At 59.3% G+C, this 23,860-nt stretch carries 18 protein-coding genes; 9 read left to right on the top strand and 9 right to left on the bottom strand.

Annotated features, from left to right (window positions below; translation table 11 throughout):
* Nucleotides 1–15 precede the first annotated feature (15 nt).
* Genes C8J33_RS24710 through C8J33_RS24700 form a run of 3 tightly spaced genes read left to right on the top strand, consistent with a single transcriptional unit; the run spans nucleotide 16 to nucleotide 4,096 of the window.
* The gene (locus C8J33_RS24710) at nucleotides 16–1,479 is read left to right on the top strand and encodes a 2Fe-2S iron-sulfur cluster-binding protein (RefSeq protein ID WP_110802989.1); all 1,464 of its coding nucleotides are present in this window, start codon (nucleotides 16–18) and stop codon (nucleotides 1,477–1,479) included.
* Nucleotides 1,476–2,630 (top strand): NAD(P)/FAD-dependent oxidoreductase, encoded by a 1,155-nt coding sequence (locus tag C8J33_RS24705; protein ID WP_110802988.1) that lies wholly within the window; start codon nucleotides 1,476–1,478, stop codon nucleotides 2,628–2,630. The genes C8J33_RS24710 and C8J33_RS24705 overlap by 4 nt, the downstream gene beginning before the upstream one ends.
* Nucleotides 2,631–2,668: 38 nt before the next feature.
* Nucleotides 2,669–4,096: an aldehyde dehydrogenase family protein gene (locus tag C8J33_RS24700; RefSeq protein WP_110802987.1), complete on the top strand. Its 1,428-nt coding sequence runs from the start codon at nucleotides 2,669–2,671 to the stop codon at nucleotides 4,094–4,096.
* A 521-nt stretch (nucleotides 4,097–4,617) separates the two neighbouring features.
* On the opposite strand, the gene C8J33_RS24695 is transcribed toward C8J33_RS24700, so the two are convergent.
* The 5 genes from C8J33_RS24695 to C8J33_RS27985 all read right to left on the bottom strand — a co-directional run bounded on the left by C8J33_RS24695 (nucleotide 4,618) and on the right by C8J33_RS27985 (nucleotide 8,666).
* Nucleotides 4,618–5,859 (bottom strand): multidrug effflux MFS transporter, encoded by a 1,242-nt coding sequence (locus tag C8J33_RS24695; RefSeq protein ID WP_132665690.1) that lies wholly within the window; start codon nucleotides 5,857–5,859, stop codon nucleotides 4,618–4,620.
* A 22-nt stretch (nucleotides 5,860–5,881) separates the two neighbouring features.
* Complete coding sequence (locus C8J33_RS24690; RefSeq protein WP_110808322.1) at nucleotides 5,882–6,643, bottom strand: glucose 1-dehydrogenase; 762 nt, start codon at nucleotides 6,641–6,643, stop codon at nucleotides 5,882–5,884.
* A gap of 36 nt (nucleotides 6,644–6,679) precedes the next feature.
* A complete protein-coding gene (locus C8J33_RS24685; RefSeq protein WP_110802984.1) occupies nucleotides 6,680–7,741 on the bottom strand; it encodes a PQQ-dependent sugar dehydrogenase in 1,062 nt (353 codons plus the stop codon).
* A 33-nt stretch (nucleotides 7,742–7,774) separates the two neighbouring features.
* Complete coding sequence (locus C8J33_RS24680) at nucleotides 7,775–8,239, bottom strand: (R)-mandelonitrile lyase (RefSeq protein WP_110802983.1); 465 nt, start codon at nucleotides 8,237–8,239, stop codon at nucleotides 7,775–7,777.
* Nucleotides 8,240–8,516: 277 nt separating this feature from the next.
* Complete coding sequence (locus tag C8J33_RS27985) at nucleotides 8,517–8,666, bottom strand: aldo/keto reductase (RefSeq protein WP_422039072.1); 150 nt, start codon at nucleotides 8,664–8,666, stop codon at nucleotides 8,517–8,519.
* A 476-nt stretch (nucleotides 8,667–9,142) separates the two neighbouring features.
* Between C8J33_RS27985 and C8J33_RS24665 the strand changes: the two genes are divergently transcribed.
* Nucleotides 9,143–11,545 carry a membrane-bound PQQ-dependent dehydrogenase, glucose/quinate/shikimate family gene (locus tag C8J33_RS24665; protein ID WP_132665689.1) on the top strand — a complete coding sequence of 801 codons (2,403 nt, stop codon included), beginning with the start codon at nucleotides 9,143–9,145 and terminating at the stop codon, nucleotides 11,543–11,545.
* Nucleotides 11,546–11,586: 41 nt separating this feature from the next.
* Entirely contained in the window at nucleotides 11,587–13,173 is a 1,587-nt protein-coding gene (locus tag C8J33_RS24660; protein WP_132665688.1) for a carboxylesterase/lipase family protein, read from the top strand.
* Between the two features lie 199 nt (nucleotides 13,174–13,372).
* Here the strand turns inward: C8J33_RS24660 and C8J33_RS24655 are convergent, their stop codons facing one another.
* Nucleotides 13,373–14,266, bottom strand: coding sequence for a LysR family transcriptional regulator (locus C8J33_RS24655; protein WP_110802999.1), 894 nt, complete (start codon nucleotides 14,264–14,266; stop codon nucleotides 13,373–13,375).
* A 974-nt stretch (nucleotides 14,267–15,240) separates the two neighbouring features.
* On the opposite strand from C8J33_RS24655, the gene C8J33_RS24650 reads away from it, so the two are divergent.
* The 4 genes from C8J33_RS24650 (at nucleotide 15,241) to C8J33_RS27980 (ending at nucleotide 19,668) form a co-directional block, all read left to right on the top strand.
* A complete protein-coding gene (locus tag C8J33_RS24650; RefSeq protein ID WP_110731138.1) occupies nucleotides 15,241–16,257 on the top strand; it encodes a zinc-dependent alcohol dehydrogenase family protein in 1,017 nt (338 codons plus the stop codon).
* A gap of 177 nt (nucleotides 16,258–16,434) precedes the next feature.
* Nucleotides 16,435–17,841: an MFS transporter gene (locus C8J33_RS24645; protein WP_245419573.1), complete on the top strand. Its 1,407-nt coding sequence runs from the start codon at nucleotides 16,435–16,437 to the stop codon at nucleotides 17,839–17,841.
* Between the two features lie 311 nt (nucleotides 17,842–18,152).
* A complete protein-coding gene (locus C8J33_RS24640; RefSeq protein ID WP_422039061.1) occupies nucleotides 18,153–19,364 on the top strand; it encodes a cation:proton antiporter in 1,212 nt (403 codons plus the stop codon).
* On the top strand, nucleotides 19,327–19,668 hold the full coding sequence (locus tag C8J33_RS27980) for a hypothetical protein (RefSeq protein WP_422039059.1): 342 nt from the start codon (nucleotides 19,327–19,329) through the stop codon (nucleotides 19,666–19,668). Before C8J33_RS24640 ends, C8J33_RS27980 begins: the two co-directional genes overlap by 38 nt.
* 181 nt (nucleotides 19,669–19,849) lie before the next feature.
* On the opposite strand, the gene C8J33_RS24635 is transcribed toward C8J33_RS27980, so the two are convergent.
* The 3 genes from C8J33_RS24635 to C8J33_RS24625 all read right to left on the bottom strand — a co-directional run bounded on the left by C8J33_RS24635 (nucleotide 19,850) and on the right by C8J33_RS24625 (nucleotide 23,701).
* Nucleotides 19,850–20,791: an XdhC family protein gene (locus C8J33_RS24635; protein ID WP_110731137.1), complete on the bottom strand. Its 942-nt coding sequence runs from the start codon at nucleotides 20,789–20,791 to the stop codon at nucleotides 19,850–19,852.
* A 549-nt stretch (nucleotides 20,792–21,340) separates the two neighbouring features.
* Nucleotides 21,341–22,522 carry an MFS transporter gene (locus C8J33_RS24630; RefSeq protein WP_110802980.1) on the bottom strand — a complete coding sequence of 394 codons (1,182 nt, stop codon included), beginning with the start codon at nucleotides 22,520–22,522 and terminating at the stop codon, nucleotides 21,341–21,343.
* A 198-nt stretch (nucleotides 22,523–22,720) separates the two neighbouring features.
* Nucleotides 22,721–23,701 carry an aldo/keto reductase gene (locus tag C8J33_RS24625; protein WP_132665687.1) on the bottom strand — a complete coding sequence of 327 codons (981 nt, stop codon included), beginning with the start codon at nucleotides 23,699–23,701 and terminating at the stop codon, nucleotides 22,721–22,723.
* Nucleotides 23,702–23,860 lie beyond the last annotated feature (159 nt).

Raw genomic sequence — 23,860 nt, 5'->3', positions numbered from 1 at the left:
GGGCAAGGGGGGAATATGAACGGTAACAAGCAGGTGGAGGTCACGTTTCTCTGGAACGGCTCCCGGATCAAGGCGCTCCAAGGCGATAGCGTCGCGGCCGCTCTGTGGCGCGAAGGAATTACCACGCTCGCACGGTCGCGCAAGATCCACCGCCCGCTCGGATATAGCGGGTCGTATCCGACCGGCGTACTTGCCCGCGTCAACGGGCGGCCGAACGTTCGCCTTGATCAGGTCAGTGTCGAGGAGGGGCTTGTCGCCGAGATGCAAAACACTTGGCCGTCGCCTCGCTTCGACCTTCTCAAGCTCGCCCAGATCGTGCCGGAGAAGGCCGTCTACGGTGGTTTCGAACACGGTGCCTGGATGCCGAAATCGGGACTTGCCTATCGGATCGCCGAACGGGCGATGGCAAATCTCGCTGGCGTGGCGCGTCCTGCCGATGCGACCGGCCAAGGCCGGTCGATCTCCGGCGAACGCATGAAGGTCGATTGTCTGGTGGTGGGCGGGGGACCTGCCGGTATCAACGAGGCAAACCGGCGGGCTGCGCGCGGCGAAACAGTCTCGCTCGTGACACGCGGCGATCGGCTTGCGCGTTTCGCGGGCAACGTCGGGGCGGTGGTTGCGCCGCTTGACCCGCAGGTACGGCTGTTTTCGGGAATGGAGCTTTTCGGCATTTACCGCGGTGGCGCACTCATGGTTGCGGCACCCCATGATAACAGGCACCGCGCCGTGGTGTTTGACCCTCGGACAGCAGTGCTGGCGACAGGGCGACGTTCGATGCCGCCGCTGGTCAGGGGCAATCAACTGCCCGGCGTGCTGGATGCGCATGCCGCCATTCAGCTTGTCGCCGTCCACCGTGTCATGCCGGGACGGCGTGTCGCCGTCCTCGGAACAGGAGCAGAGACGGAGATCACGGAACGCCTTGCTTCGCTCGGCGTGAATATCGTTCATTGCGGCCCTATCGAAGAGCTCATCGAAATCAAAGGCCGCTCCCGCGTGACGGCAATTTGTGTCTGCGCCGAGGTCCAATGCGATGCGGTCATTCATGCCGGACCCTGGCGGATCGACCCGAGCCTGGGGTTCCAGGCTTCGGGCGAAGGCATGTTTCAGATGCAGGGGCATCCGCTGCCGAGCACCCTATCCGTCGTCGGTGCGGCTGGGCTCGGGGACGAACGCATCGCCGCCAGCAAGCATCTTCACCCGGGCACGCTGATCTGCCCCTGCATGGATGTGACGGCCGGTGAACTCTATTGCCATATCGACGAGGGTGAGATGGATCCGGAGGTGCTGAAGAGACTGACCTCCTGCGGCATGGGGACTTGCCAGGGCTTTCCGTGCTGGGAGCACATGCTGGCTTTGCTTGCCGCACGGGTCGGTGTCGAACCCGACATGTTCGCCCGTCCCACACACCGGCCGCCCCGGCGCTCGATAACGGTAGCGCAGGCGGCCGGCCTTGCTGGACTTGTGGAGCCCGACCGATGAGCAAGCCGCTTCCCAAACACGCCTCTGTCGTTATCATCGGCGGCGGCATCCAAGGGCTCGCCATTGCGTTCAATCTAGTTGAGCAGGGGCAGCGGGATATACTTGTCCTAGATGCTGGCTATTGGCAGGGTGGCGCTTCGGGCCGCAATGGCACTCTGATCCGACCGGGGTTTGCGTCCGAGGCGTGGACGGAACTCTTCGTTCTGACCGTCAAGGAGTGGGAGAGCTGGTCGAAGCGCCTTGGCGAGAACGTCATGTTCACGCAGCGCGGTTACTCCGTGGTGGCAGAGACGGAAAAAAGCGAGGCGATGTTACTTGCGGGCCTGAAGGTTCAAAAGCGCCTTGGCGTCAAAAGCTCGATGCTGTCTCGCCGCGAGATTGACGATCTTCTTCCCGCGATCAACAAGTCGCGCGTGCGGGCTGTGCAACACCAGCCAGAAGGAGGCGTGGCACCGCATCATGCCGTGATGAAGGGACTGTTGGCATTCTGCCAGCGCAATGACGTCGACATTCGCTACCGGACAAAGATCACCGGATTGGAGCGCACGCCCGCACGCATGAGTGCAGTGCTGGTGGGCGAGCACCGGATCGAGGCGGACTGTGTCGTCTCCTGCGCCGGCCCGAACAATCCGGACATTGCCGCGATGGCGGCCGTGCCGCTCAATGGCTTTGGCATGCGCATCGAGGCGATGGCGCTGGAGCCGACGCGCCCGCTCATCAAGCCCGCCATCGCGCTGATCGACGGTCTTGCCTATTTTCACCAGACTTCACGCGGCGAAGTGGTAGGGGGGACCGAGGTGCCGGAGATGCCGCGCATGTCGCTACAGGTCGATGTGCCAGTCATGGCCAATATGGCAAAGGTCTACCTGGACATGTTCCCACAGCTGGGCGAGGTCCGCATCCTGCGCCACTGGGCCGGGCAGTTTCATGCCTCAACCGACTATGCACCGCTGCTTGGCGAACATCCCGATCTGAAGGATCTCTGGTTCTCGGCTGGATGGTCCTACGGCTTCGCTGGTGCCCCGGCCGCCGGCAAGCTTCTGGCGGATGCGATCGTCAAGGGCCGGATCGATCACCGGATGAAGCCTTTCGCCCTCGATCGCTTTGACAAAACAGGACCCATTATCGAGGGCGGCATCGTGCTTGCCTGAGGCCTCTAACATTTCGACAGACAGAAAGGACAGCTCCCATGAGCAATCACGAGAATTTCTACATCGATGGCGCGTGGGTTTCGCCCGTCGCGCCGAAAACGCTCGACGTTATCAATCCTGCCACGGAAGAGGCGTTCACCCGGATTTCGATTGGCTCAGCCGCGGATGTCGACAAGGCCGTCACCGCGGCAAAGGCCGCCTTCGAAACATTTTCCCGCACGACGCCGGCGGAGCGGCTCGCCCTGCTGAATCGTGTCTATGAGGTTTATCTCGCACGGTTCGAGGATATAGCGCAGGCCGTATCCGCCGAAATGGGCGCGCCGCTCGCCTTCGCCCGCGACGCGCAGGCTTGGGCGGGCCGCGGCCACCTCGAGTCCACGATCAAGGCATTTGAAAACTATTCGTTCAGCGAAAAGCGCGGGACGACGACGGTCGTCAAGGAGCCGATCGGCGTCTGCGCGCTGATCACGCCGTGGAACTGGCCGCTCAACCAGATCGTCTGCAAGGTTGCGCCTGCGATTGCTGCCGGCTGCACCGTCGTGCTCAAGCCATCGGAAATTGCCCCGATCTCCGGCATCGTATTTGCCGAAATCATGCACAAGGCGGGCGTGCCGAGAGGCGTGTTCAACCTCGTCAACGGCACAGGCCCCGATGTCGGGCAGGTTATGGCATCTCATCCCGACGTCGAGATGGTCTCCTTCACCGGCTCGACCCGTGCGGGCATCATCGTCGCCAAGGCGGCGGCCGATACGGTTAAGCGCGTCGCGCAGGAACTCGGCGGCAAATCGGCGAACATCATCCTCGCCGATGCCGATTTCGAGACTGCGGTGACGAAGGGGGTTCGCGGCTGCTTCAGCAATACAGGCCAGTCTTGCGATGCTCCGACGCGCATGCTGGTGCCGAAGGACCGCCACGACGAGGCGCTTAGCATCGCGAAGATCGCGGCCGAAGCGTTTCGCACGGGCGATCCGAATTCCGAGGAGACGGATCTCGGTCCTGTCGTAAGCGAACTTCAGTTCGACAAGATCCAGCGTCTGATTGAAGCCGGCATAAGTGAAGGCGCGACGCTCGTGACGGGTGGTCGTGGACGACCAGATGGCCTGAACTGCGGCTATTACATCCGGCCAACGGTGTTCGGAAACGTCGATCCGGACATGACGGTGGCGCGCGAAGAAATTTTTGGCCCGGTCCTGTCTATAATTCCCTACGAGGATGAAGAGGATGCCATTCGTATTGCCAACGACACGGTCTATGGCCTTGCCGCTTATGTGCAGTCGACAGATCTCGCGCGAGCCCGTCGTGTCGCTTCGCGCATGCGCGCCGGCTCTGTCTATTTGAACTATCCCGAATGGGACACGATGGCGTCTTTCGGTGGATACAAGCAGTCCGGCAACGGCCGCGAATATGCCGATTTCGGTATCCATGATTTTCTCGAAATCAAGAGTGTGGTCGGCTACGGCGACTGACGTGACGAGAATGCGCGGGCAACCCTCTTTACCCCTAGCTGGGGGCGAAAAGACGACTTCGGTCGGGCTTCAGCAAGCAAAAGCGGGTCGCTTTGGTAGGATAAGAGCGTCGCATCTACCACTATATTGATGGGTCGGCCCGAGAGTCCGTTCTCCCAGGGCCGCCTTGTAGCGGGGCGCGAGTGTCAACCCATCGCATCGGCATGGCTTGACTGATGAGTTTCAACTTGATTTGAACCTTTTTCACATTCCGCGCTGAACATCGTGGCTACATTTATGGTGTTGACGAATAACATCTTTTAACTGTGTAAGCGGCTCTTCCCGGAATGCAGGAGTGGCCAAAAATTTTGCGGTAATAAACAGCTAAGGTTCCAACGGGCCGCGATTCCGAGCAAGTTGGACGGCGGAACTCTGTTAACATTCCGCCATCAGCACAGGGTTACCAGTACGCCCTTGGCGAATATTGGATAGACGCTAACGCCTGGTACCGTCGTCAATCAACCCCTGTCAAGGCGCGCGGCTTAGCGGTTACGGGTTACAGATCCCAGAGAATTCGTTCCAAGAAATAACGCACTTACCAGGCAGCCAAGCCCGCTGATGGCGATCACTGCTCCCATCGGCCACGGGCTCCCTGTTGCAAATAGGCCAGCGACTCCGGATCCGACAACACCGCTGCCATACTGGATAGAACCCATCACGGCCGACACAGCGCCCGCTCGTGTCGGATAATCGGCAAGCGCACCTGAGATCGCGTTGGCGCTGATGAAACCGTTCATGGCAGTGAATAGCCATACGCTCAAAGCCATACTGTAGATCCCGCCGATATCCGTCGCAGTGAAGAACGCGAGAAGCAGACCCGCCACAGCTGCCCCGATGGCTCCAAGCCTCAGCATCCGGTCGCTTCCGTAGTGCTCAACCAGGCGCGCGTTCGCAAAATTCGATGCCATCAGACCCACCGTGCCGACTGCAAACACAAGACCGAACACCTGCGGCGACAGGTGGTGGTAGTCGATATAGGCGAAGGATGAACTCGAAATATTGGCGAAGACACCGGCGTAGAAGAAGCCCAGCGTTCCGGCATAAGCGATGATCCGTTTCTCGGTAATCAATCCGCCATAGGCTGCAAATGCTGCGCCAAGGGTTGCGGTGTTGCGTCGATCTCGCGGCAGTGTCTCGGGGATCGTGAACAATACGACGAAGGTGACGAAGCCAACCAACACAAGGGTCCAGAAAATGGCCTGCCATTCTGCCACCTTGAGGATCAGGCTTCCCACCGACGGTCCTAGCAGCGGCGCGACGGCCATGATCGTCATCAACGTCGAGAGCACACCAGCTGCGCGTTCCCGACCAAAGTGGTCGCGAACCATGGCACGTCCCAGCACCACCCCTGCGCATGCACCAACGGCTTGAAGGATCCGGAACGCAATTAGTTGGACGACGTCGGTGGATAGCGCGCAACCTGCGCATCCGCACATGAACAGGACCAACCCGATGGCGACGGGGATGCGCCGTCCGAAACGATCGGAAATCGGGCCCCAGATCAACTGGCCAGCGGCGAAGCCGACTAGGTATGCCGAGACCGTATACTGCAGGTTTCCCTGCGTCGTATTCAGGGAGGCGCTCATGCCCGGCATCGCGGGCAGGTAGAGGTCGGTCGAAATCGACGCGAAGGCCAGCAGCACGCCCAGTACGGTCATGAGCCAAATCTCCGAAGCTTTCGAAGCTGGTTCTGGCCTTGAGATCGCGTCGATATCACGTGTCATCGGATCGTATCCTCGTTCGCGTTCAGCGGACCGTATAGCCGCCGTCGACCGGGAGTGCGTGCCCGATTACGAAGGTCGAGGCAGGGCTCGACAGCCACAGAACGGCGTCAGCGATCTCCTCGGCCGTACCGAAGCGGCCGATCGGAACGTCCTTCATCATCACATCCATGGCCTCCGGTTGCGTCTCGAGCATGATTGTGACCATCGGCGTCGAGATAATGCCGGGGCAGACGGCGTTGATGCGGATGCCCCTCGGTGCGTATTCGAGGCCAGCACTTTTCGTCAGACCGACGACGCCGTGCTTGGAGGCATGGTAGATGCCGCGCTCGGCGATGCCGACGATGCCACCGAGAGACGAGTTGTTGACGATGGTGCCGCTGCGCTGTTTTCGCATGTGCAGCAGTTCGTACTTCATGCAGTTCCAGATGCCGCGCAGGTTAACGCCCATGACGAAGTCGTAGTCGGAAGCTTCGGCAAGCGCGGTCTCCGCTACGGGGCTCTGGACACCTGCGTTGTTAAAGGCTGCGTCAAGACCGCCGAAGGTTGCGATCGTCTCGGCGACCATCGCCTCGACCTCTGCCATGTTGGCGACATCGCAGCGGATCCCGATGGCGCGGTGCCCGTTTGCAACGAGTACCGCCGCAGCAACCTTGACCGCATCTTCGTCGACATCGGCGAGCGCTACGGCTGCGCCTGCGGCGGCGAACTTCTTCGCAGTGGCCAATCCCATGCCGGATGCGGCGCCTGTGACGAGCGCCACCTTGTTTTGAAAGTCGAATGTCATTCCTGGTTTTCCTGTCGTATCGATGCGTTGGCCGGACTATGGTGTCCGGGTTAGTTTCAGCAGCCGATCCTCGGACGGGCCTTCCGCCCGCGGGGATCGGTTTGTGGTGATGAGGTAGATGTCGCGGCCGACGGGCAGAACGTCTCGGATCCTGTCGCGGGACGTGAAGATCGGCTTGAGGGTCTTTGCCCGTTCGTCGAAAGCGTAAAGGCCCTTGCCGACGAGCGTCGCGACAAGCAGGTCATTGCCCGCGAATGCGATACCGGACGGCGCCCAAGTCTGGTTGCCGGAGTGAAGGAGCGGTCGCTCCATCCCCTGACGGCTTTCATCGCCCGAAACGATCGGCCATCCGTAGTTCCGTCCGGGCTCGATCAGATTGATCTCGTCATGGGCGGACTGCCCGTGTTCCGCGACAAGCAGGCGACCGTCGGGATCCCAGGCAAGTCCCTGCGGGTTTCGATGGCCGAGGGAATAGACATATGAGCCGGGATAGGGATTGTCGGCCGGGACCTTGCCGTCGACCGTCATGCGCAGGACCTTTCCCGCCAGGCTAGAGACATCCTGGGGGCGCTGGCGGTTCTCCGTCCATCCGGTCGTTACATAGAGACTTCCGTCCGGACCGATCGCGACCCGGCCGCCGTTGTAGAGAAGGTGGCCCGGAATCCCGTCGATCAGAACCCGCGTTTCGAGCCATGAGTTTCCGTCGAAGCGCGCCTCGATGACCTTGTTCGCGAGATCGCCATCGACCCGGTAGGTCTGGTAGAAGTAGGCGATGCCGCTCGTGTCGAAGTCTTTCGACAGCGCCATGCCGAGCAGACCGCCGCCGCCTTCGCGGGCGATGAGATCCGAAGTCCTGACGGAATAGCGGGCAAGACGGCCGTCTTTGATCGAGACGACGTTGCCCGCGGCTTCGGTGATCCAGATTTGACCTTCACCCTCCTGGATCTCCCAGGGATAATCCAATCCTTCGGCAGCCACTTCGGCTGTCCAGTCCGAGCTGGAGACGGCGGAAACAGGGGACACTGGAAAAAGATCCTGCGCCCGAGCTTCGAACGATGTCAGAGCGGTTGCCAAGGCGAGCGCGCCGGTCAATGTCATTGCATGTCTCATCGAAGGACCCCGGTTCACTGGTCAGTCGAGATATTGCTCGTCCGATACCTTCTCCATCCAGGCGACGTTCTTGCCGTCCTTCATGTTGGTGATGGCGATGTGGCCGACGCCAGTGGTTGCGGTCGCGCCGTGCCAATGCTTCACGTCGGGCGGGCACCAGATAACGTCTCCCGGCCGCATCACGCGCTTTTCAGCGCCTTCCTCCTGCACCCAGCCAGTCCCCGACGTGACGATCAGGATCTGGCCTGCGGGATGGGTGTGCCATGCCGAGCGGGCACCCGGGTCGAACGTCACGTGGCCGCCCGTATGACTCGTGTGCTCGTTGTCGGAATAAAGCGGGTCGACCGTGACCGAGCCCGTGAAGGTCGCTTCGGGTCCTTTCATCGAAGGGCGCGAGCCGCCTTGCGAGAACTGTGATGTTTCGGCATGGGCCGATGTCGATGCGAAGAGGGCGAGAGCGATGGCCGTTGCTGTAAGCTGTTTCATGGATCGTCCTTTCTTGTACGGGTAAATGGGTGCAGTCTCAGGCCTTGAGGCCGGACGACATGTCGATGACGAAACGGTAGCAAACATCCTTCGCCATGACCCGCTCGTAGGCGCGGTTGATCTGGTCGGGTTTGATCACCTCGACATCGGCATGATGTTGCGGGCCGCGCATTCTACGACAGGTAGCGCAGCTCATTCAGAAGGATTAGATGTTCAATTCTGCATGGACATATGCGCACGGTACATAAATAGAAGATCGCATCGCCGCGAGATCCTGCTAGCCACCCTTAGCAGCGAGAACGATCTTTTCCCGGCGACTGCCCGGAGCCAGCCACCGTCCGATGTACTCCTCGGAGACGCCGTAACCCTTCTTCATGTCCCGCGCGTTCGGTCCGCCATAGACATCGGCTGTATCAAAAAAGTTGATGCCGACCTCACGCGCTTGTCCATGATTTGGAAGCTCGTTGCTTCGTCGGTGAATTCTCCGAAGTTCATGGTTCCGAGGCAGAGCGGGCCGACTTTAGGCCTGCCCGGCCGAGATATCTGTATTCCATGTCAAAGCGTCCTTATTCTCGCATTTTCGACTTCCTCAAGTCAGCGGTTTTCACCCGCGATGAAAAAATCAGGTCCAAGAGAGAAATGTGGGACCTGTTTGCTCCCCGATTAGAGGCTGAAATCCGATAGGAATTATGCAGTGAGCCCATGAATGGAGATCGCCAATTGATTCTCGGGCAACAACCTAACTGCTACGCGACATGATTCACTAGGAGCGGGTGGCCTTCGGCACTCTGTCCATGAACCGTGCTCATAAGTGTAATCGATTGGGAGCCGATTATCTGCGCGGCGCGGCGCGCTACTCTCCGCCTTTCGATCTTACCAGCATCATTTTCGGAAGGCAGCCGCATGACAATTCAATCTCCGTCGACGAGTAGAATCGCCATCTGGTTCAGGCGTCTCTACTCGGCGGTCCTGCTCGTGATCGGTATTGCGTTGATCTGCGGAGGCGTTCTGCTTATCTCCGAAGGAGGATCCCCCTACTATTGCATTACCGGATTAGCCGTCGTCGCTAGCGGTGCGTTTTTATGGAGAGGCGACAGGAGGGGCGCTTGGTTTTATTGCGCGATGCTTGTCGCGACAGTTGCTTGGTCAATCTGGGAAGTAGGATTCGAGCCTTGGGAACTGGTGCCCCGCCTCGTCGCACCCTTTGTCCTCGGCTTTGGAATATTATTCGTGCCATGCGACGCCGAGGTAGTCGTTCCGGGTCTTCTGCGTCGGTTTGGTGGATGGCCCGCATTCGTGGTTGCAGTGGTACTGGCGGTCCCCGTCGGTGCAGAATTGAACGCGCTTGGTCCTGACCGACCAATTGACCCTATGTGGCAGACAGGCGGACGTGTCCCGGTCCCTCAACCTCTGGCACAGCCGTTGGCAACCATTGACGGCACTGACTGGCGCCATTTCGGCAATGATGCCGGAGGCACGCGCTTCAGCCCATTGCAAGATATCAACGTCGACAACGTCTCAGGACTGCAGGTCGCGTGGGAAGCGGAAACGGGTCCGGCAATCCCAGGGCCGACGGGCGGCCTCGAGGCGACCCCGATCGTCGTGGGGGACACCGTCTATGTGTGCAATGGCTACAATTCCATCGTCGCCTTCGATGCCGACACGGGACAGGAGCGCTGGCGTCATGCAATGACGGGGAGCACCGAGTCTGGCAAGCCGTGCCGCGGTGTCTCCTACTACCAGGTGCCGAATGCGACTGGTCCATGCGCGGAACGCATTTTCGCGCCGAGCCAGGCACCAGACCTGATTGCCGTCGATGCGCATACCGGGCAATCATGCCCAGGCTTCGGTCAGAACGGCCACGTGTCCCTTATGGACGGGTTGGGCGAATTCTCTTTTGGCCTTTACTATCTGAGTTCCCCGCCGCAGGTCATTCGAGGCAAGGTCGTCGTTGGCGGTGCCGTCCTCGACAACCAGCTCTGGGGCGCTCCTTCGGGCGTGGTGCGTGCCTACGACGCTGTGACGGGGGAGCTTGCCTGGGCGTTTGACGTCGGCCGACCGGATCGCCGCGTTGCTCCGCCGGAGGGCGAAACATACACGCTCTCGACCCCCAATAGCTGGGCCCCAATGAGTGCCGACGAGAGGTTGGGACTTGTCTATCTCCCGACAGGCAACTCGTCGCCTGACTTCTTCGGTGGAAACCGCCGTCCGTTCGACGACGAATTCAACAGCTCCGTCGTTGCGGTCGATGTAGCTACAGGTGGGGTCCGATGGCATTTTCAGACCACGCATCACGATCTCTGGGACTACGACGTGCCATCACAGCCGACGCTGGTGGACATGCCGACGGCAAACGGCATAAGGCCAGCCCTGATCCAGCCCACCAAGCGCGGTGAGATGTTCGTTCTCGATCGCGAGACTGGCGAACCGCTCAAGCCGGTTGAAGAGCGGCCCGTCCCGCAGGGCGGCATTGTGCCGGAAGAACGGCTGTCGCCGACCCAGCCGTTCTCTGTCGGTATGCCTGCCTTCCGCGGCGCGGATCTGCAAGAGAGGGACATGTGGGGCATCACACCGATCGATCAGATGTTGTGTCGCCTCACATTCAGGAAGGCTCGTTACGAGGGCACGCTGACGCCGATCGGGCTCGATCGGCAGACGGTTGTCCAGCCGGGATACGGCGGCGGGGTGAACTGGGGAAGCATCTCGGTGGATGTCGACCGCGGCATCATGTTGGTAAATTCCATGCGCCTCCGAATCCTGACGCAATTGCTCACCCGCAGGCAGGCCGACGAACGTGGCTTCAAGATCGTCAGCGGCAAAGGGCCGAACAGCGGTCCGCGTGGCCCGATGGTCAACACACCCTACGCGGTACAGATTGCACCATTCCTCTCGGTGCTCGGAACGCCGTGTACCGCTCCGCCGTGGGGCATCATGAGTGCGGTCGATCTGTCGTCCGGGCGAATGATCTGGACAAAGCCTTTCGGTACCGCTCGCGACTCCGGCCCATTTGGCATCCCGTCGAAATTGCCCATCACCATGGGCGTGCCCTTTTCCGGCGGCACGGTGACGACACGGGGTGGACTCGTCTTTGTCGCGGCGTCTGTCGAACAGGCGATCCGGGCGTACGACTCGTCGACCGGGCAAGAGGTCTGGAAGGCTCGGCTTCCTGCAGGTGGCCAGGCCAGTCCCATGACTTACAAGTCCCCGAAAAGCGGACGGCAGTTCGTGCTGATCGCGGCAGGCGGAAAGCCCTCGCTCAATACCAAGGCAGGTACGAAGATCATCGCCTACGCGCTGCCCCAGTGACGACGACTAGGTCTGATCTCAAATTTCAAAAGGCTTAACGCATGACCACACTTCTCAAGCGCTCCGCGATTGCGGCCGCACTTTTCCTAGCCAGCTCCATTGGATCTGTCGCCGCCGACCAGCCCACATCCGCCGTCAAGATTGATAGCGGGCCACTTCAGGGGGTGGATGACGGAACTTTGCGGTCTTATCTCGGCATTCCTTATGCCGCGCCGCCTGTTGGCGATCTCCGCTGGAAACCTCCGCGGGCACCCGCAGCATGGCGGGAGACATTCGACGCTACGAAAGCAGGGAGTTCCTGCCCTCAAAATGCAAATCTGGGGGCGTTTGCAACGCCGGGCGGGAAAGAGGACTGCCTCTTCCTGAATGTCTATGCGCCACGCACGATCCCTGCAGGGCGCGCGAGCCTTCCTGTCTTTGTCTGGATCCATGGCGGCGCATTGTCCGTGGGGCAGTCGGATGACCATGATCCCCGCAAGCTTGCGCTCGAAGGCCGCGCTGTCGTCGTCACGCTGAACTACAGACTAGGAATGTTCGGCTTCTTCGCTCACCCTGCTATCGACAAGGAAGGCCATCCGTTCGCCAACTACGGACGAATGGACCAGTCGTTTGCGCTGGATTGGATTCAGCGCAACATCGCGACTTTCGGGGGCGACAAAAGCAATGTCACCATCGCGGGCGAATCTTCAGGCGGCAGCAGCGTCATAGCTCATGTCGTATCGCCATGGTCCGCGGGTAAGTTCCAGCATGCGATTAGCATGAGCGGCGCTTCCGAGATGATCAAATATCCCAACTTTGCCGGTGTCACGCCGCTTGATGCTGCTGAACTCAAGGGAACGAATTTTGCAAATGCGGCGGGTTGTAGCGATCAGAGCGCCGCTTGTCTGCGCGGCCTCACCGTCGGACAGATCCTTGCGTCAGAGGGGCCATTTCGAAGCAACGGTATCATTGATGGGGATTTCTATCCGACTGCGCCCGGCGAAGCCTTAAGAGCTGGCAAATTCAACAACATTACCCTGGTGAGCGGCACGACGCGCGATGAAGGCAGTTTCTTCGTCGGTTTCCCTGAAAACGAAACGGGGCAACCGATGACCGAGGAAGGCTTTCCAAAGGCGGTGGAGGCGTTCTTTAAAGCCGCCCTCACGCCCGCAGTCCTCTCAGAATATTCAACTGCGAACTACAACTCGCCGAGCGAGGCTTATGCGGCAGCAATTACCGATTACCTGTTTGCTTGCCCGGCTCTTGCTCTCAATCGATGGGTATCTGCAAAATCCCCTGTGTACGCGTATGAGTTTGCCGACAGGACGGCACCATCCTATCTGAAGCCCACGACCTTTCCATTAGGGGCTGCCCACACCTCCGAGCTGCAATATCTCTTTCCAGGGTATCATGGTGGTGCCATGGGTCAGCCAGTTACGCTGAACCCTCTCCAGGAAAAGCTTTCCGACGAAATGGTCAGATATTGGACGACTGTCGCAAACGCCAATCAGTGGAAGCATTGGCCAAAATACGACCCAAGCCAGCAGAATGTGCTGCGTCTGAAGTTGCCATCGCCACAAATTCTTCCGCTTGGCCGCTTCGTCGCCGATCATCATTGTGACTTCTGGGATCAGCAGGGAGTTTATTGATCGGTGACCGTGACCACCAGTCACCATGGGATATCAAGATTGTCGGGGGCTCGAACGATGACTGCCGTCGAACCTTCGGCAATCGATGCAGGACACTGCGGCGCAACTCTCAGACGCATCGCGGGTCCTGTTTGAGAAACGCCACGCGACACTGGTGACGATCACGGAACTAGGACGGAAGCGGGCTTCTCAACCCGGGTTAGCTCCTATAGCGCAAGGCCTCGACCAGAAGCGAGAAGGCAGCAGAAGACTGCCTTCGCGTCGGGTAGTACAGGTGATAACCGGGTGTTGGTGGCAGCCAGTCTTCCAGCACGCTGACCAGCCGACCCTGCTCGACGTGCGGCTGCGCAAGGGCTTGGGGCACGTATGCCAGCCCACAACCGTCAAGTGCGGCGATAAAGATCTGATACGACCCGTTAAAGGCAAGCTGGCCCTCCACCCGGACACGCAGTGCCTTGCCGTCTTTCTCAAATCCCCAAGCATAGAAGGCGCCGTTCGTCGGCAGCCTCAGATTGATGCAGTTGTGATTGGTGAGATCATGCGGCGACAGCGGCACGGGATGGAGCTCGAAATAAGCGGGTGTCGCGACAACAGCCATGCGAAGTTCCGGACTGACCGGAACCGCGATCATGTTCGGGGCTACCTCGCCCCCGTGACGGATTCCAGCGTCACAACGTTCGGTGATGATATCGGTCAGTCCGTAATCGAGAACGACTTCGACCTGAACATCGGGGTGCTTCGGCAAAAAATCCCGAAGGACCGGCCAAAGAACGGTATCCGCGGCAAAGGTCGTGGCAGTGATACGGAACGATCCCTTCGGCTTCTCTCGAAATTCCGCGATTTGGTTGAGGCCTTCTTCGATCTCCTCGAAGCGTGGCCTGATCGTTTCCAGGAGTTGCTCTCCCGCGGCCGTCGGCGCAACGCTCCTAGTTGATCTCGTGAGCAAGCGCACTCCAAGCCGGGTTTCAAGGCCCCGGATCGTGTGGCTCAGTGCCGACTGACTGATCCCGAGTTGAGCGGCGGCCCTTGTGAAGCTTCGTTCGCGGGCAACCGCTATGAACGCCAAAAGGTCGGTTACACTGGCGCGCAGCATCGATGTCCTATTCATTCCTGCCCTGACATTGCGGTCATCGGCGAATTCGAACAAGAAACCGCCGAGCTTGATATAGCCCCATCTTATCCCAGAACTTCGAGTTGTCGGTATCGCCAAATGGCTGTGACATCGCCTTTGGCAGCGACAGGCCGAGATAATTGTCCTTTTCGGCATCGTAGCGAGGCCAGACGGCTTGCCCGATCACCGCGTCGTGTTCTGGATTGGAGACATCACAGGTGATCGGCAGAACGGTATGACTCGCGGCAGAGAGGACCTCGGCAGCCTTTTGGACGTTGTCTTCCGTAGCCGACCAGACGGTGGCAGCGCCTGTTCGGCGAATGCCACTGCAGGGGCAAATCCGAGGCCGAGAGCTGCTCCGGCGACAAGGGCGAGCGTGCCCTGAAATGAAGGATACATGGTGTCCCTGTTCAGTACTAAGTTTTCCGAAGGTCTTGAAGGGCAATCAGCGCCGCGACAGTTGCGGCAAAAAGGATCGCTGCGCTGAAGACGTCGCTTCGCCGGTGAGTTCGATCGGCGACCAGGAACGTTGTCGGAAAGCGCAGCTCTGCTAGTCGTTGCCACAGCATTGCCGACCACGACCTCGCGTCAGCGACAGATGCAGTGCGCCTGGAGCCGCACTACTAGTGAGTATCTTCTGATTTCAGTCGGTTACCTAAATTTCGCGCTCGCAATACTGCCTAGTCGTCGGTTCTGTAATGATCCGATCGACACGTCCAGAATGATCATCAGGTAACTGATCAGGATGATGGCCACCTACGAAGGCAATCTGGTTTGACGGCTGCGACACGACGGTTCGAACGGATATATGCTCCTCAAGCATAGACCCATTCGGATCTATGGCGCTAATCGCGCCATCCGTTTGCGCATACAATCACCAAGCAGCATCGCGTCGCCGACACCCGTGGCAGGATGCGTCTGGCGGCATCAATTACCCATTAAAAGGAGCCCAACCAATGTTAGGGACCGTTCTTTACTCTCCCGGAAGCGTTCGTTGCGAGGAAGTGGCCGAGCCGAAAATCCTCCATCCGACGGACGCAATCATCAAGCTTTCCGCCTCGTGTATCTGCGGCTCCGACCTTTGGCCATACCGCGGCTTCAACGACATCGCGCAGCCGATGCATATGGGCCATGAATATTGCGGCATCGTGGTTGAAGTCGGCAGTGCGGTGAAGACCATCAAGCCGGGCCAGTTTGTCGTCGGCTCCTTCTGCCTGTCCGACAACACCTGCCCGCATTGCCTCGCCGGCTTTCAGTCCTCCTGCGAACACCGCGAAATTATGACGGGCGCGCAGGCGGAATATGCGCGCATCGCTCAGGCGGACGGATCGCTGCTCGCAACCCCCGAAATGCCGTCCGAAGATCTCATTCCAAGCCTGCTCGCCGTCTCCGATGTGCTCGGCACAGGCTGGTATGCTGCCGATGCAGCCCGCGTTCAGCCGGGCTCGACGGTCGTCGTCGTCGGCGATGGCGCGGTCGGCCTGATGGGTGTGCTCGCGGCCAAGCAGATGGGTGCTGAGCGCATCGTCGCGATGAGCCGGCACAAGTCCCGGCAGGACCTCGCCCTCGAATACGGCGCGACAGATATCGTCGCCGAACGCGGCGATGAAGGTATCGCCAAAATCAAGGCGCTGACGAGAAAGATCGGTGCGGATTCCGTCCTGGAATGCGTGGGCACACAGGAATCGATGAACCAGGCGCTGCAGGTGGCGCGCCCCGGCTCGATGGTCGGTTATGTGGGCGTCCCGCACGGCGTACAGTTCGACGGCCAGTCGCTGTTCTTCGGGCAGGTCGGCCTCATGGGCGGACCTGCCCCGGTGCGCCGCTTCCTGCCCCACCTCATGGATCTCGTCCTGAGCCGGAAGATCAATCCTGGCAAGGTGTTCGATCTTGAAATTCCGCTCGCTGATGCGGCTGAGGGTTACAAGGCCATGGACGAGCGCCGCGCCATCAAGACGCTGTTACGCGTATAACTTTACACGTCGCGGCGGCCGCTCAAGCGGCCACCGCCTTATCAGATCTGGTTTTGCAGAGCCTGACAATGGTTTTCACATCCTGCTGCCTACCTGGTCAGCCGCGAAAGCTTTTGCGTTCCCGGTCTCTAGCGGCCGCCGGGTTTCAACATTTTTTTAGGCGAGGACAACACCGCAATGCCGAGTAACGACCATATCCCAATGCCAGTGGGCAGTCGGCCGATTCTTTGGATCATCCTCATCAGCTTCTCGATGCTTGTCGTGGACAACTCAATTGTCTTCACGGGATTGAGCAAGATCCAGTCCGAACTCGGATTCACAGATGTGGGTCTGTCCTGGATAACGAGCCTTTACGCCCTGACGTTTGGGGGCTTTCTACTTCTGGGCGCACGGGCAGGCGATGTCTTTGGTCGAAACTTCGTCTTTACAGCGGGACTGGCAGTTTTCTCATTATCTTCGGCCGCTATCGCTTTCGCGCCATCGCCGGCAGTGCTTGTGATTGCACGGGCAATCCAAGGCATGGGCGCTGCAATCGTGGCACCCTCCACCCTGTCGCTTCTCCAGGCCGAGTTCCCCGCCGGCGAGCTTCGGGCGCGCGTCCTGTCATACTATGCCGCGGCGGGCGGTGTCTCGGCGAGCATAGGCCTTGTCATCGGCGGCATCTTTGCAGGCCTGCTGTCGTGGCGCGTCGGGTTCTTTATTAACGTGCCGATCGGCCTGCTACTGATTTGGGCGTTGAGGCGCTACGGCCAATCCGACGAAGTCTCACCCGGCCGGATCGACGGCCTCGGAGCGGCCACCTCGACGATAGCGATCGGAGCCCTGCTCCTTGGGATCGAGCGCGCAGCGACGGTCGGATGGTCCGATCCGTGGACCATCCCATTACTGGTTGCTAGCGCAGTCCTGTTCGTTGCGTTCGTGGTGGTTGAGATGCGGGTGGCGGTTCCCCTCATTCCGCTCCGTCTGTTCGCAAGCAGCGAGCGCAGCGCAGCCTATGTGGCACGAGCACTCTTCCTCGGCGCGAATATCGGCTTCTACTTCTTCATCAGCCAGTACATGCAAGGCGTCCTGGGGATGAGCGCCGCGATGGCCGGTCTGGCCTTCTTGCCATCGACCGTTGTTAACTTCGCGGCAGCGATGTTGGCCCCGCGGTTGATGAGACGTTTCGGCAGTGCAACCTCAATGATGTTCACCATCGGATGTGGCCTCATCGGAATACTCTTGCTTTCGTTCGTCACACCATCTTCCGGCTATTGGACCGCGCTCTTCTTGCCGATGATGCTGGTCGGGATCGGGCAGGGCGGCACATTGGCTCCCTTGACGTCTTCGGGTATCGCGGGCGTCGAACGTCACGACGCTGGCGCGGCGTCGGGGTTCCTCAATGTCTCGCAACAGGTCGGCACCTCGTTGGGTATTGCCATCATTACGGCATATGCCGCAACGGCCAACGTGAATCTCGGTGGCTCGGAGCTGCTTGCAGATCGCGTCCGGCTTGCGCTGCAGGCGTCGTCGGCGATGATGATCCTAACGTTGCTGATTGTGGGCGTCTTCATCTTCTCACGGAAGAGGTCAGAAGCTGCATAAAAGACTTCGGCTAAGCAGCGCATAGTGCAAGCAACCGAAACCCGCAGCCTTCGCCCGATTTATAAGTCTTGAGCATAACCGCATGCTGATTTCGGCGATCAACCGGTGATCGTAACTCGGCTAGAACCGAGCATGAGGCGCTGATCATGAGTCCGAAGGCGGATACATTACGGGAAGCGATTTCCTGATCGATGGCGGTGCTACCACAATCTTTTACTATGGTACGGACGCCAAATAAGGAGCCCTCATTGGGGCGGTTGCCTTGGTATTGAAACATCAGGCACACTTTTGGCAACAACGAGGAGCAGCTATTGCAAACTTTTGAACTGCTCCTCGCACTCATGTTGGGCGCAGCTCTGCTGTCGATGTTTGCGAGTTCGATGGCAGTGCCGTATCCGACACTTCTGGCGCTCGGTGGCGTCGCGCTTGCCTTCATACCGGGCCTCCCCGAGCTCGGATTGCCGCCCGATCTGATTCTTGCGTTGTTCGTGGCGCCGGTTCTACTCGACGCCGCCCACGATATGTCGCTTCGCGATTTAAAGCGCAGCTGGAAACCCGTCATGTCGCTCGTCGTTATGGCAGTAGGATTGACGACGTTGGCAGTGGCAGTCGTTACGCGCTTCTTTCTGCCCGATATGCCATGGGCGGCAGCGATTGCGCTCGGCGCGTTGCTTGCTCCACCTGACGCTGTCGCGGCCCTGGCGGTGATGCGGCAAGTCAATCCCCCGCATCGTATCCGCACGGTGGTTGAGGGGGAAAGTCTGTTCAACGACGCCTCTTCGCTTCTGATCTACCGTCTGGCCGTCGGGACAATCGCAACCGGCGGCTTGAGTTTTCGCGAGGTGGCGCCCGCCTTCCTGCTGGTTGCCATCGGCAGCGTCATCGTCGGCTGGTTGCTGGCGAAATTAACGTCGGGCTTGATCCGACGGGTGGCGGACGCTCCGACCGCAACGATCCTGCAGTTTGTCACAACCTTCGGCGTCTGGCTGCTGGCTGAACGCTTGCATCTGTCAGAGGTAGTAACGGTCGTTACCTTCGGAATAACAGCGTCGCGCAGTTCTACACTTTCTATGCCGGCGAATGTGCGTGTCAGCTCTTTTGCGACATGGACAACAGTGACGTTCGTTCTGAACGTACTGGCCTTCACACTGGTCGGGCTCCAACTAAGTCCGATCCTACCGATGCTCAAAGCCGGCCAACATCCCGACTGGCTCGCCTTTGCATTCGCGATCCTCAGCCTCGTGATTGTCGTTCGTCTCGCATGGGTTCTGCTGTATGGCGTCTTCTACCGCGACGATCAGTCGATGCCCGGTGCCATGACGCGAACCGAGTCCATGAAGGCAGCGCTGGTTGTGGGTTGGTCAGGTATGCGCGGTATTGTGACCTTAGCGGCCGCTCTTGCCTTGCCGCAAGACTTTCCATTCCGAGAATTCATACTGCTCACCGCTCTCGTTGCTCGGGACACTGGTAGTTCAGGGTTTGACCTTGAAGCCACTTCTCGACTGGCTTGGGATGAACCCTGACACGACAGAGGAGGACGAACTCTCGATCGCACGCACCACGGCTTTGACGGCAGTTCTTTTAGCTTTAGAAGGAGATGATAGCCCTGCCGCTGATCGGATACGGACGGAATATCGAGCAAAGCTCGATGAGGCGGCTGCCGGACGAGATCCGCATGGCTCAGATGATGCGATGCTTCGGCAGAGGATCGTGCCGCATGCCCGACAGGCGATCGACACCTTGCGCAATACCGGACAGATCGGCGACGGTCCCTATCGCCAAGTGGAGCAGGAGCTTGACTGGCTCGAACTCAGTACGAGACGCTGACCAATCACCGGGCGCCGTCAGCTTATGCCGCTTCAACAGCGGGTGCCAATTGGTTCAAGGCACCGCAGCCTGTCGCCGACTGCAAAGGTGAGCGCGACGCCACAAAATGCGGCTCGTTCAGCCGCCGCGATTATGGATGCGCGTCGCGAGGGATATTTAGACTTGTCCATCCACACTCTTTTCAGATTGATGTGGCTCGAGCCGCAGCAATGTCGCCAAGCACCGAAAGTGCTAGAGATGTTGCATCACGAGCTTTCGCGAAGATCCCGATCGGTGCCTTTATGCGGGCGATATCGGAAGGTTTGTAGCCAAGGCTTTGAAGTGCCGCGCTTCGTCGTTCATGGGTACGGCGGCTTCCGAGCGCGCCGATATAAAATGGGTTGGCGGCCAATGCGCCTTTCAGGGCAGGGATTTCGCGGTCTAGATCGTGATGAAGAATCACGACTGCGGTGTCCATGTCGATGACATCGGCAAGCTTCGGCTGCGACGTGAAGCTGAAGCCGTAATCCGTGCAAACGGAATATCCACAGGCGCGCGCCAAGCCGGCAGCTGTCTCGACTTCGATCGCGCCGCCTGAAAAAACAACCTTTGTCTTTGGCCGATACGACGTTACAAAGCAGCCTCCTTCCCACATGGACCGGGTTGCGGAGAGCACGGCAGCAAGAGATTGCGATGCCGGATCGTAGATGAGGCCAACCCGGTCACGACGCTCGAGCTGAGTAAGCGCCGTTCGCAGACTTTTTGCCTGGCGAATAACATGGATCGCTACCGTTATGCCGCCACCGCACGGAAGTACGATGTCGAAAAACTTTGAGCCTTCGCCGAGCCGAAGGTAGCGATCAAATCCACTGGCAATCGCCGCAACCGCTTCAGCCGCGACAGCGGCCTCTGTGCAGCCGCCTGACACGTAGCCACAATGAAGAGCATCACCGCGAACCGCCATTTGTGATCCCAGGGCACGCGCCGCTCCACCGCGGATTTCGACCAGTGTGACGAGAGCAGCCCCAAGGCCGCTCTCGTACGAGTCTAGTGCGAACTGTAGAATTTGTTGCGGATCGTCAGAGACGAAGGCCACTTTCGGAGCGGCTTCGACCTCAGCGAAGGTCTGCAATCGTTCACGCATTTCTTCTATCCTTATCATTGCCGGGCAGACACGTCTTCCTGTGACCGCTGCAGATCAGGCCACTGCCGGCATTTTTTCGAGCAACTTGTCCAATGTGATGGGATAGTTGCGCACTCGAATGCCGGGCCCAGCGCCCGACCGACATAGAGACGCTAAAAACGCATCGCGTAACGTATTGTGGGTCTTGATGACTAGACATGTCGGCTCCTGAGGTCGAACCACCTCGATCGCTTGCTACGGACGGGCGGACAGTTCCAATTCGGTGATCCGATGATTTTTTAGGTGTACTCTAGCGAGGGGCTGTCGCAGAGTTATGCCGAAACCTTACGAAATTATCGTGAATTGTAATCAAGGCAACGAGGGAGACTTGGTCCCCGCTGCAGCCTTCATCGAAAGGATGGTCTTCACCGTCGCCTTGCTGAGCGGGCCGCCCGAAATTACTTGGCCCGGACGACCAGGCAGCGTCTCAGCCGCCGTGAGGTCGAGGCCTGTTCCGGCGACGAGTGCGACCTTCCCTGAAATAAGGATACATGGTGTCCCTGTTCAGTACTAAGTTTTCCGAAGGTCTTGAAGGGCAATCAGCGCCGCGACTGTCGCGGCAAGAAGGATCGCTGCGCTGAAGACGAATACGACGGTAATCCCGCTGACATCAACGATCGCTCCGCCTAGTGCAGCGCCAATGGTCATCGCGATCTGAATGGCGGCCACCAGCAGGCCTCCGCCACTCTCGGCTTCGTCTGGAACGGTGCGGGTTAGCCACGTTGACCAGCCGACGGGGATGGTGCCGAACGAGAAGCCCCACAGAGCGACGATGACCGAAATCAGGATTGCAGACCCGCCGAGGATTACAGCCGCAATCGCGAGCGCGCTCATCAACAACGGCACCAGCCACAGCGTTAGCCAAAGGTTCGTCTTGAGCAGCCAGCCAGAGGCGGAGGTTCCAACGAAGCTGCCGATACCAAATGCCAGGAGGATGAGCGTCACCCCGTTGACGCCGGCATTCGTGACCGTTTCCAGAAACGGTCTCAGATAGGTGAAGAAGGCAAAGTGCCCGGCAAAGACCAGAACAACCGCCGACATACCCAGGCCGATGCGGGGACGCTTCAGGACATGGAAAAGGGTGGCTAGCCGCGCCTTTCCACGGGACGGCATGGATGGCAGCGAAACGAACTGCCAAACGAATCCAATGATTGCCAGCACAGCAGCGGCGGTAAACACGCCACGCCAGCCGATAACGCTGCCGAGATAGCTTCCGATCGGCGCGGCGGCCACCGTCGCGACCGAGACGCCGCCGAAGATGATCGAGAATGCTTTTGGCACGGCATCTTCAGGAACCAACCGCATGGCCAGAGCCGCCGACAAAGCCCAGAAGCCGCCGAGCGACAGGCCGAGAAACATTCGCCCGATGAGAAGCACAAACAGGTTGGGTGCGAACGCCACAGTCAGGTTCGAGAGGATTTGGATCGCCGATAGCCACAGCAGGAGAGTGCGGCGATCAAGGCCACGTGTGGTGACCGCAATGAAGATGCTGGTCACTAGCGCGACGACGGCCGTAGCGGTCACAGCCTGGCCCGCCATGCCTTCGGTGATGCCAAGGTCGGTCCCCATCGGCGTTAGCAGGCTGACAGGAAGCATTTCGGCTGCCGTCAGGCTCGAGACACCGAGCCCGGTTGCCCATACCGCTGCCCAGTTGGTTGATGGAGAGAGTGTATCCAATGTCGTATCTGCCATGACGATCCGTCCGCCTTGTTATTTACGGCAACAACGTGTGAAAATCGTGAGAATGCTGCCGTAACTGTTGATTATGGCACTTGATTTGAGGTTCTCTCAGTCAGGACTCTCAAAAGAGTGCAACTGTGACGACCCTACCGACTGGCGCGAACAGTCAAAAATGTCTTCGATATTATTCGTTGACGCTTATTCTCTGGCCTATCGGCCGACGAGCTTCTGCAGGTGCTCGGGATAGCGGTCGCCCTGAACGACGATCTTCGACGTTGCCGTTCTGATCTGCTCCAGGTCAGCCTCGGTAAGATCGACTTTCGCAGAGCCAATATTCTCGTCGAGGCGATGCAGCTTCGTAGTGCCAGGGATCGGCACGATCCATGGCTTTTGAGCCAGGAGCCAGGCAAGTGCGACCTGCGCCGGCGTTGCCCGCTTGTCTTCGGCGATCTGCTTCAGAAGGTCGACGAGCGTCATGTTGGCCATGCGGGCCGCGGTCGAAAAACGGGGTCCGCTGTTTCGGCTGTCTCCGTCGCCGAATTCCGTCTTCTCGTCAATTTTGCCGGTCAGGAACCCTTTGCCCAGAGGGCTGAATGGCACGAAGCCAACGCCGAGCTCTTCCAAGGCGGCCAGCATTTCGGTGTCCGGTTCGCGATAGAATAATGAATATTCGCTCTGAAGAGCTGCCAGGGGCTGGACCGCGTGTGCGCGCCGGATCGTTTGGATCCCCGCTTCTGACAGACCGAACTGCTTGACCTTTCCTTCCGCAATCAGGTCCTTGACGGTGCCCGCGACATCCTCGATCGGAACGTCGGGATCGACACGGTGCTGGTAGAAGAGGTCGATGACATCTGTTCTCATCCGCTTGAGGGACTGTTCGGCGACAATGCGGATACGCGCTGGAGTGCTGTCGAGACCTTCCTTGGGTGTACCGTTCTTCCAGCCGAACTTGGTGGCTAGAACCACCTTGTCGCGGAATGCCTCGACCGCTTCGCCAAGAATTTCTTCGTTGGCGGCGCCATAGGCTTCGGCGCTGTCGAAGAATGTCACGCCCTGTTCGTAGGCTGCTCGGATCAGGGTAATCGCATTTTCCCTATCTGTGGCGGGGCCATAGCCGAAGGTCAGCCCCATGCATCCAAAACCGAGTGCCGACACTTCCATGCCGCTTGTTCCGAGAATTCTCTTCTGCATTTAAATCTCCGATGCGTCGTGCAGGGAATGATCCGCCTGTCAATTTCATTCGGCGAACTCGTAGCATTTTCGAAATTACCGAGAAGGCAAGGCCTCGGCGATAAACTCACTGTCGCGTGGTCGCGGAACGCAGCCGAGTTCTTTCTAAAGGAGTTCGAC

The organism is Rhizobium sp. PP-CC-3G-465 (assembly GCF_004343445.1).
GTDB lineage: Bacteria > Pseudomonadota > Alphaproteobacteria > Rhizobiales > Rhizobiaceae > Ferranicluibacter > Ferranicluibacter rubi.
The sequence above is the reverse complement of the archived record's forward strand: the minus strand, read 5'-3'. Positions and strand labels throughout refer to the sequence as shown.

Excerpts from the sequence above, each read along its gene's own strand:
- C8J33_RS24665 (WP_132665689.1), top strand. The coding sequence starts at position 9,143 with ATGACAATTCAATCTCCGTCGACGAGTAGAATCGCCATCTGGTTCAGG.
- C8J33_RS24705 (WP_110802988.1), top strand. The coding sequence starts at position 1,476 with ATGAGCAAGCCGCTTCCCAAACACGCCTCTGTCGTTATCATCGGCGGC.
- C8J33_RS24650 (WP_110731138.1), top strand. The coding sequence starts at position 15,241 with ATGTTAGGGACCGTTCTTTACTCTCCCGGAAGCGTTCGTTGCGAGGAA.
- C8J33_RS24700 (WP_110802987.1), top strand. The coding sequence starts at position 2,669 with ATGAGCAATCACGAGAATTTCTACATCGATGGCGCGTGGGTTTCGCCC.
- C8J33_RS24690 (WP_110808322.1), bottom strand. The coding sequence starts at position 6,643 with ATGACATTCGACTTTCAAAACAAGGTGGCGCTCGTCACAGGCGCCGCA.
- C8J33_RS24680 (WP_110802983.1), bottom strand. The coding sequence starts at position 8,239 with ATGAAACAGCTTACAGCAACGGCCATCGCTCTCGCCCTCTTCGCATCG.
- C8J33_RS24630 (WP_110802980.1), bottom strand. The coding sequence starts at position 22,522 with ATGGCAGATACGACATTGGATACACTCTCTCCATCAACCAACTGGGCA.
- C8J33_RS24660 (WP_132665688.1), top strand. The coding sequence starts at position 11,587 with ATGACCACACTTCTCAAGCGCTCCGCGATTGCGGCCGCACTTTTCCTA.
- C8J33_RS24710 (WP_110802989.1), top strand. The coding sequence starts at position 16 with ATGAACGGTAACAAGCAGGTGGAGGTCACGTTTCTCTGGAACGGCTCC.
- C8J33_RS24685 (WP_110802984.1), bottom strand. The coding sequence starts at position 7,741 with ATGACATTGACCGGCGCGCTCGCCTTGGCAACCGCTCTGACATCGTTC.
- C8J33_RS24625 (WP_132665687.1), bottom strand. The coding sequence starts at position 23,701 with ATGCAGAAGAGAATTCTCGGAACAAGCGGCATGGAAGTGTCGGCACTC.
- C8J33_RS24655 (WP_110802999.1), bottom strand. The coding sequence starts at position 14,266 with ATGCTGCGCGCCAGTGTAACCGACCTTTTGGCGTTCATAGCGGTTGCC.
- C8J33_RS24645 (WP_245419573.1), top strand. The coding sequence starts at position 16,435 with ATGCCGAGTAACGACCATATCCCAATGCCAGTGGGCAGTCGGCCGATT.
- C8J33_RS24635 (WP_110731137.1), bottom strand. The coding sequence starts at position 20,791 with ATGCGTGAACGATTGCAGACCTTCGCTGAGGTCGAAGCCGCTCCGAAA.
- C8J33_RS24695 (WP_132665690.1), bottom strand. The coding sequence starts at position 5,859 with ATGACACGTGATATCGACGCGATCTCAAGGCCAGAACCAGCTTCGAAA.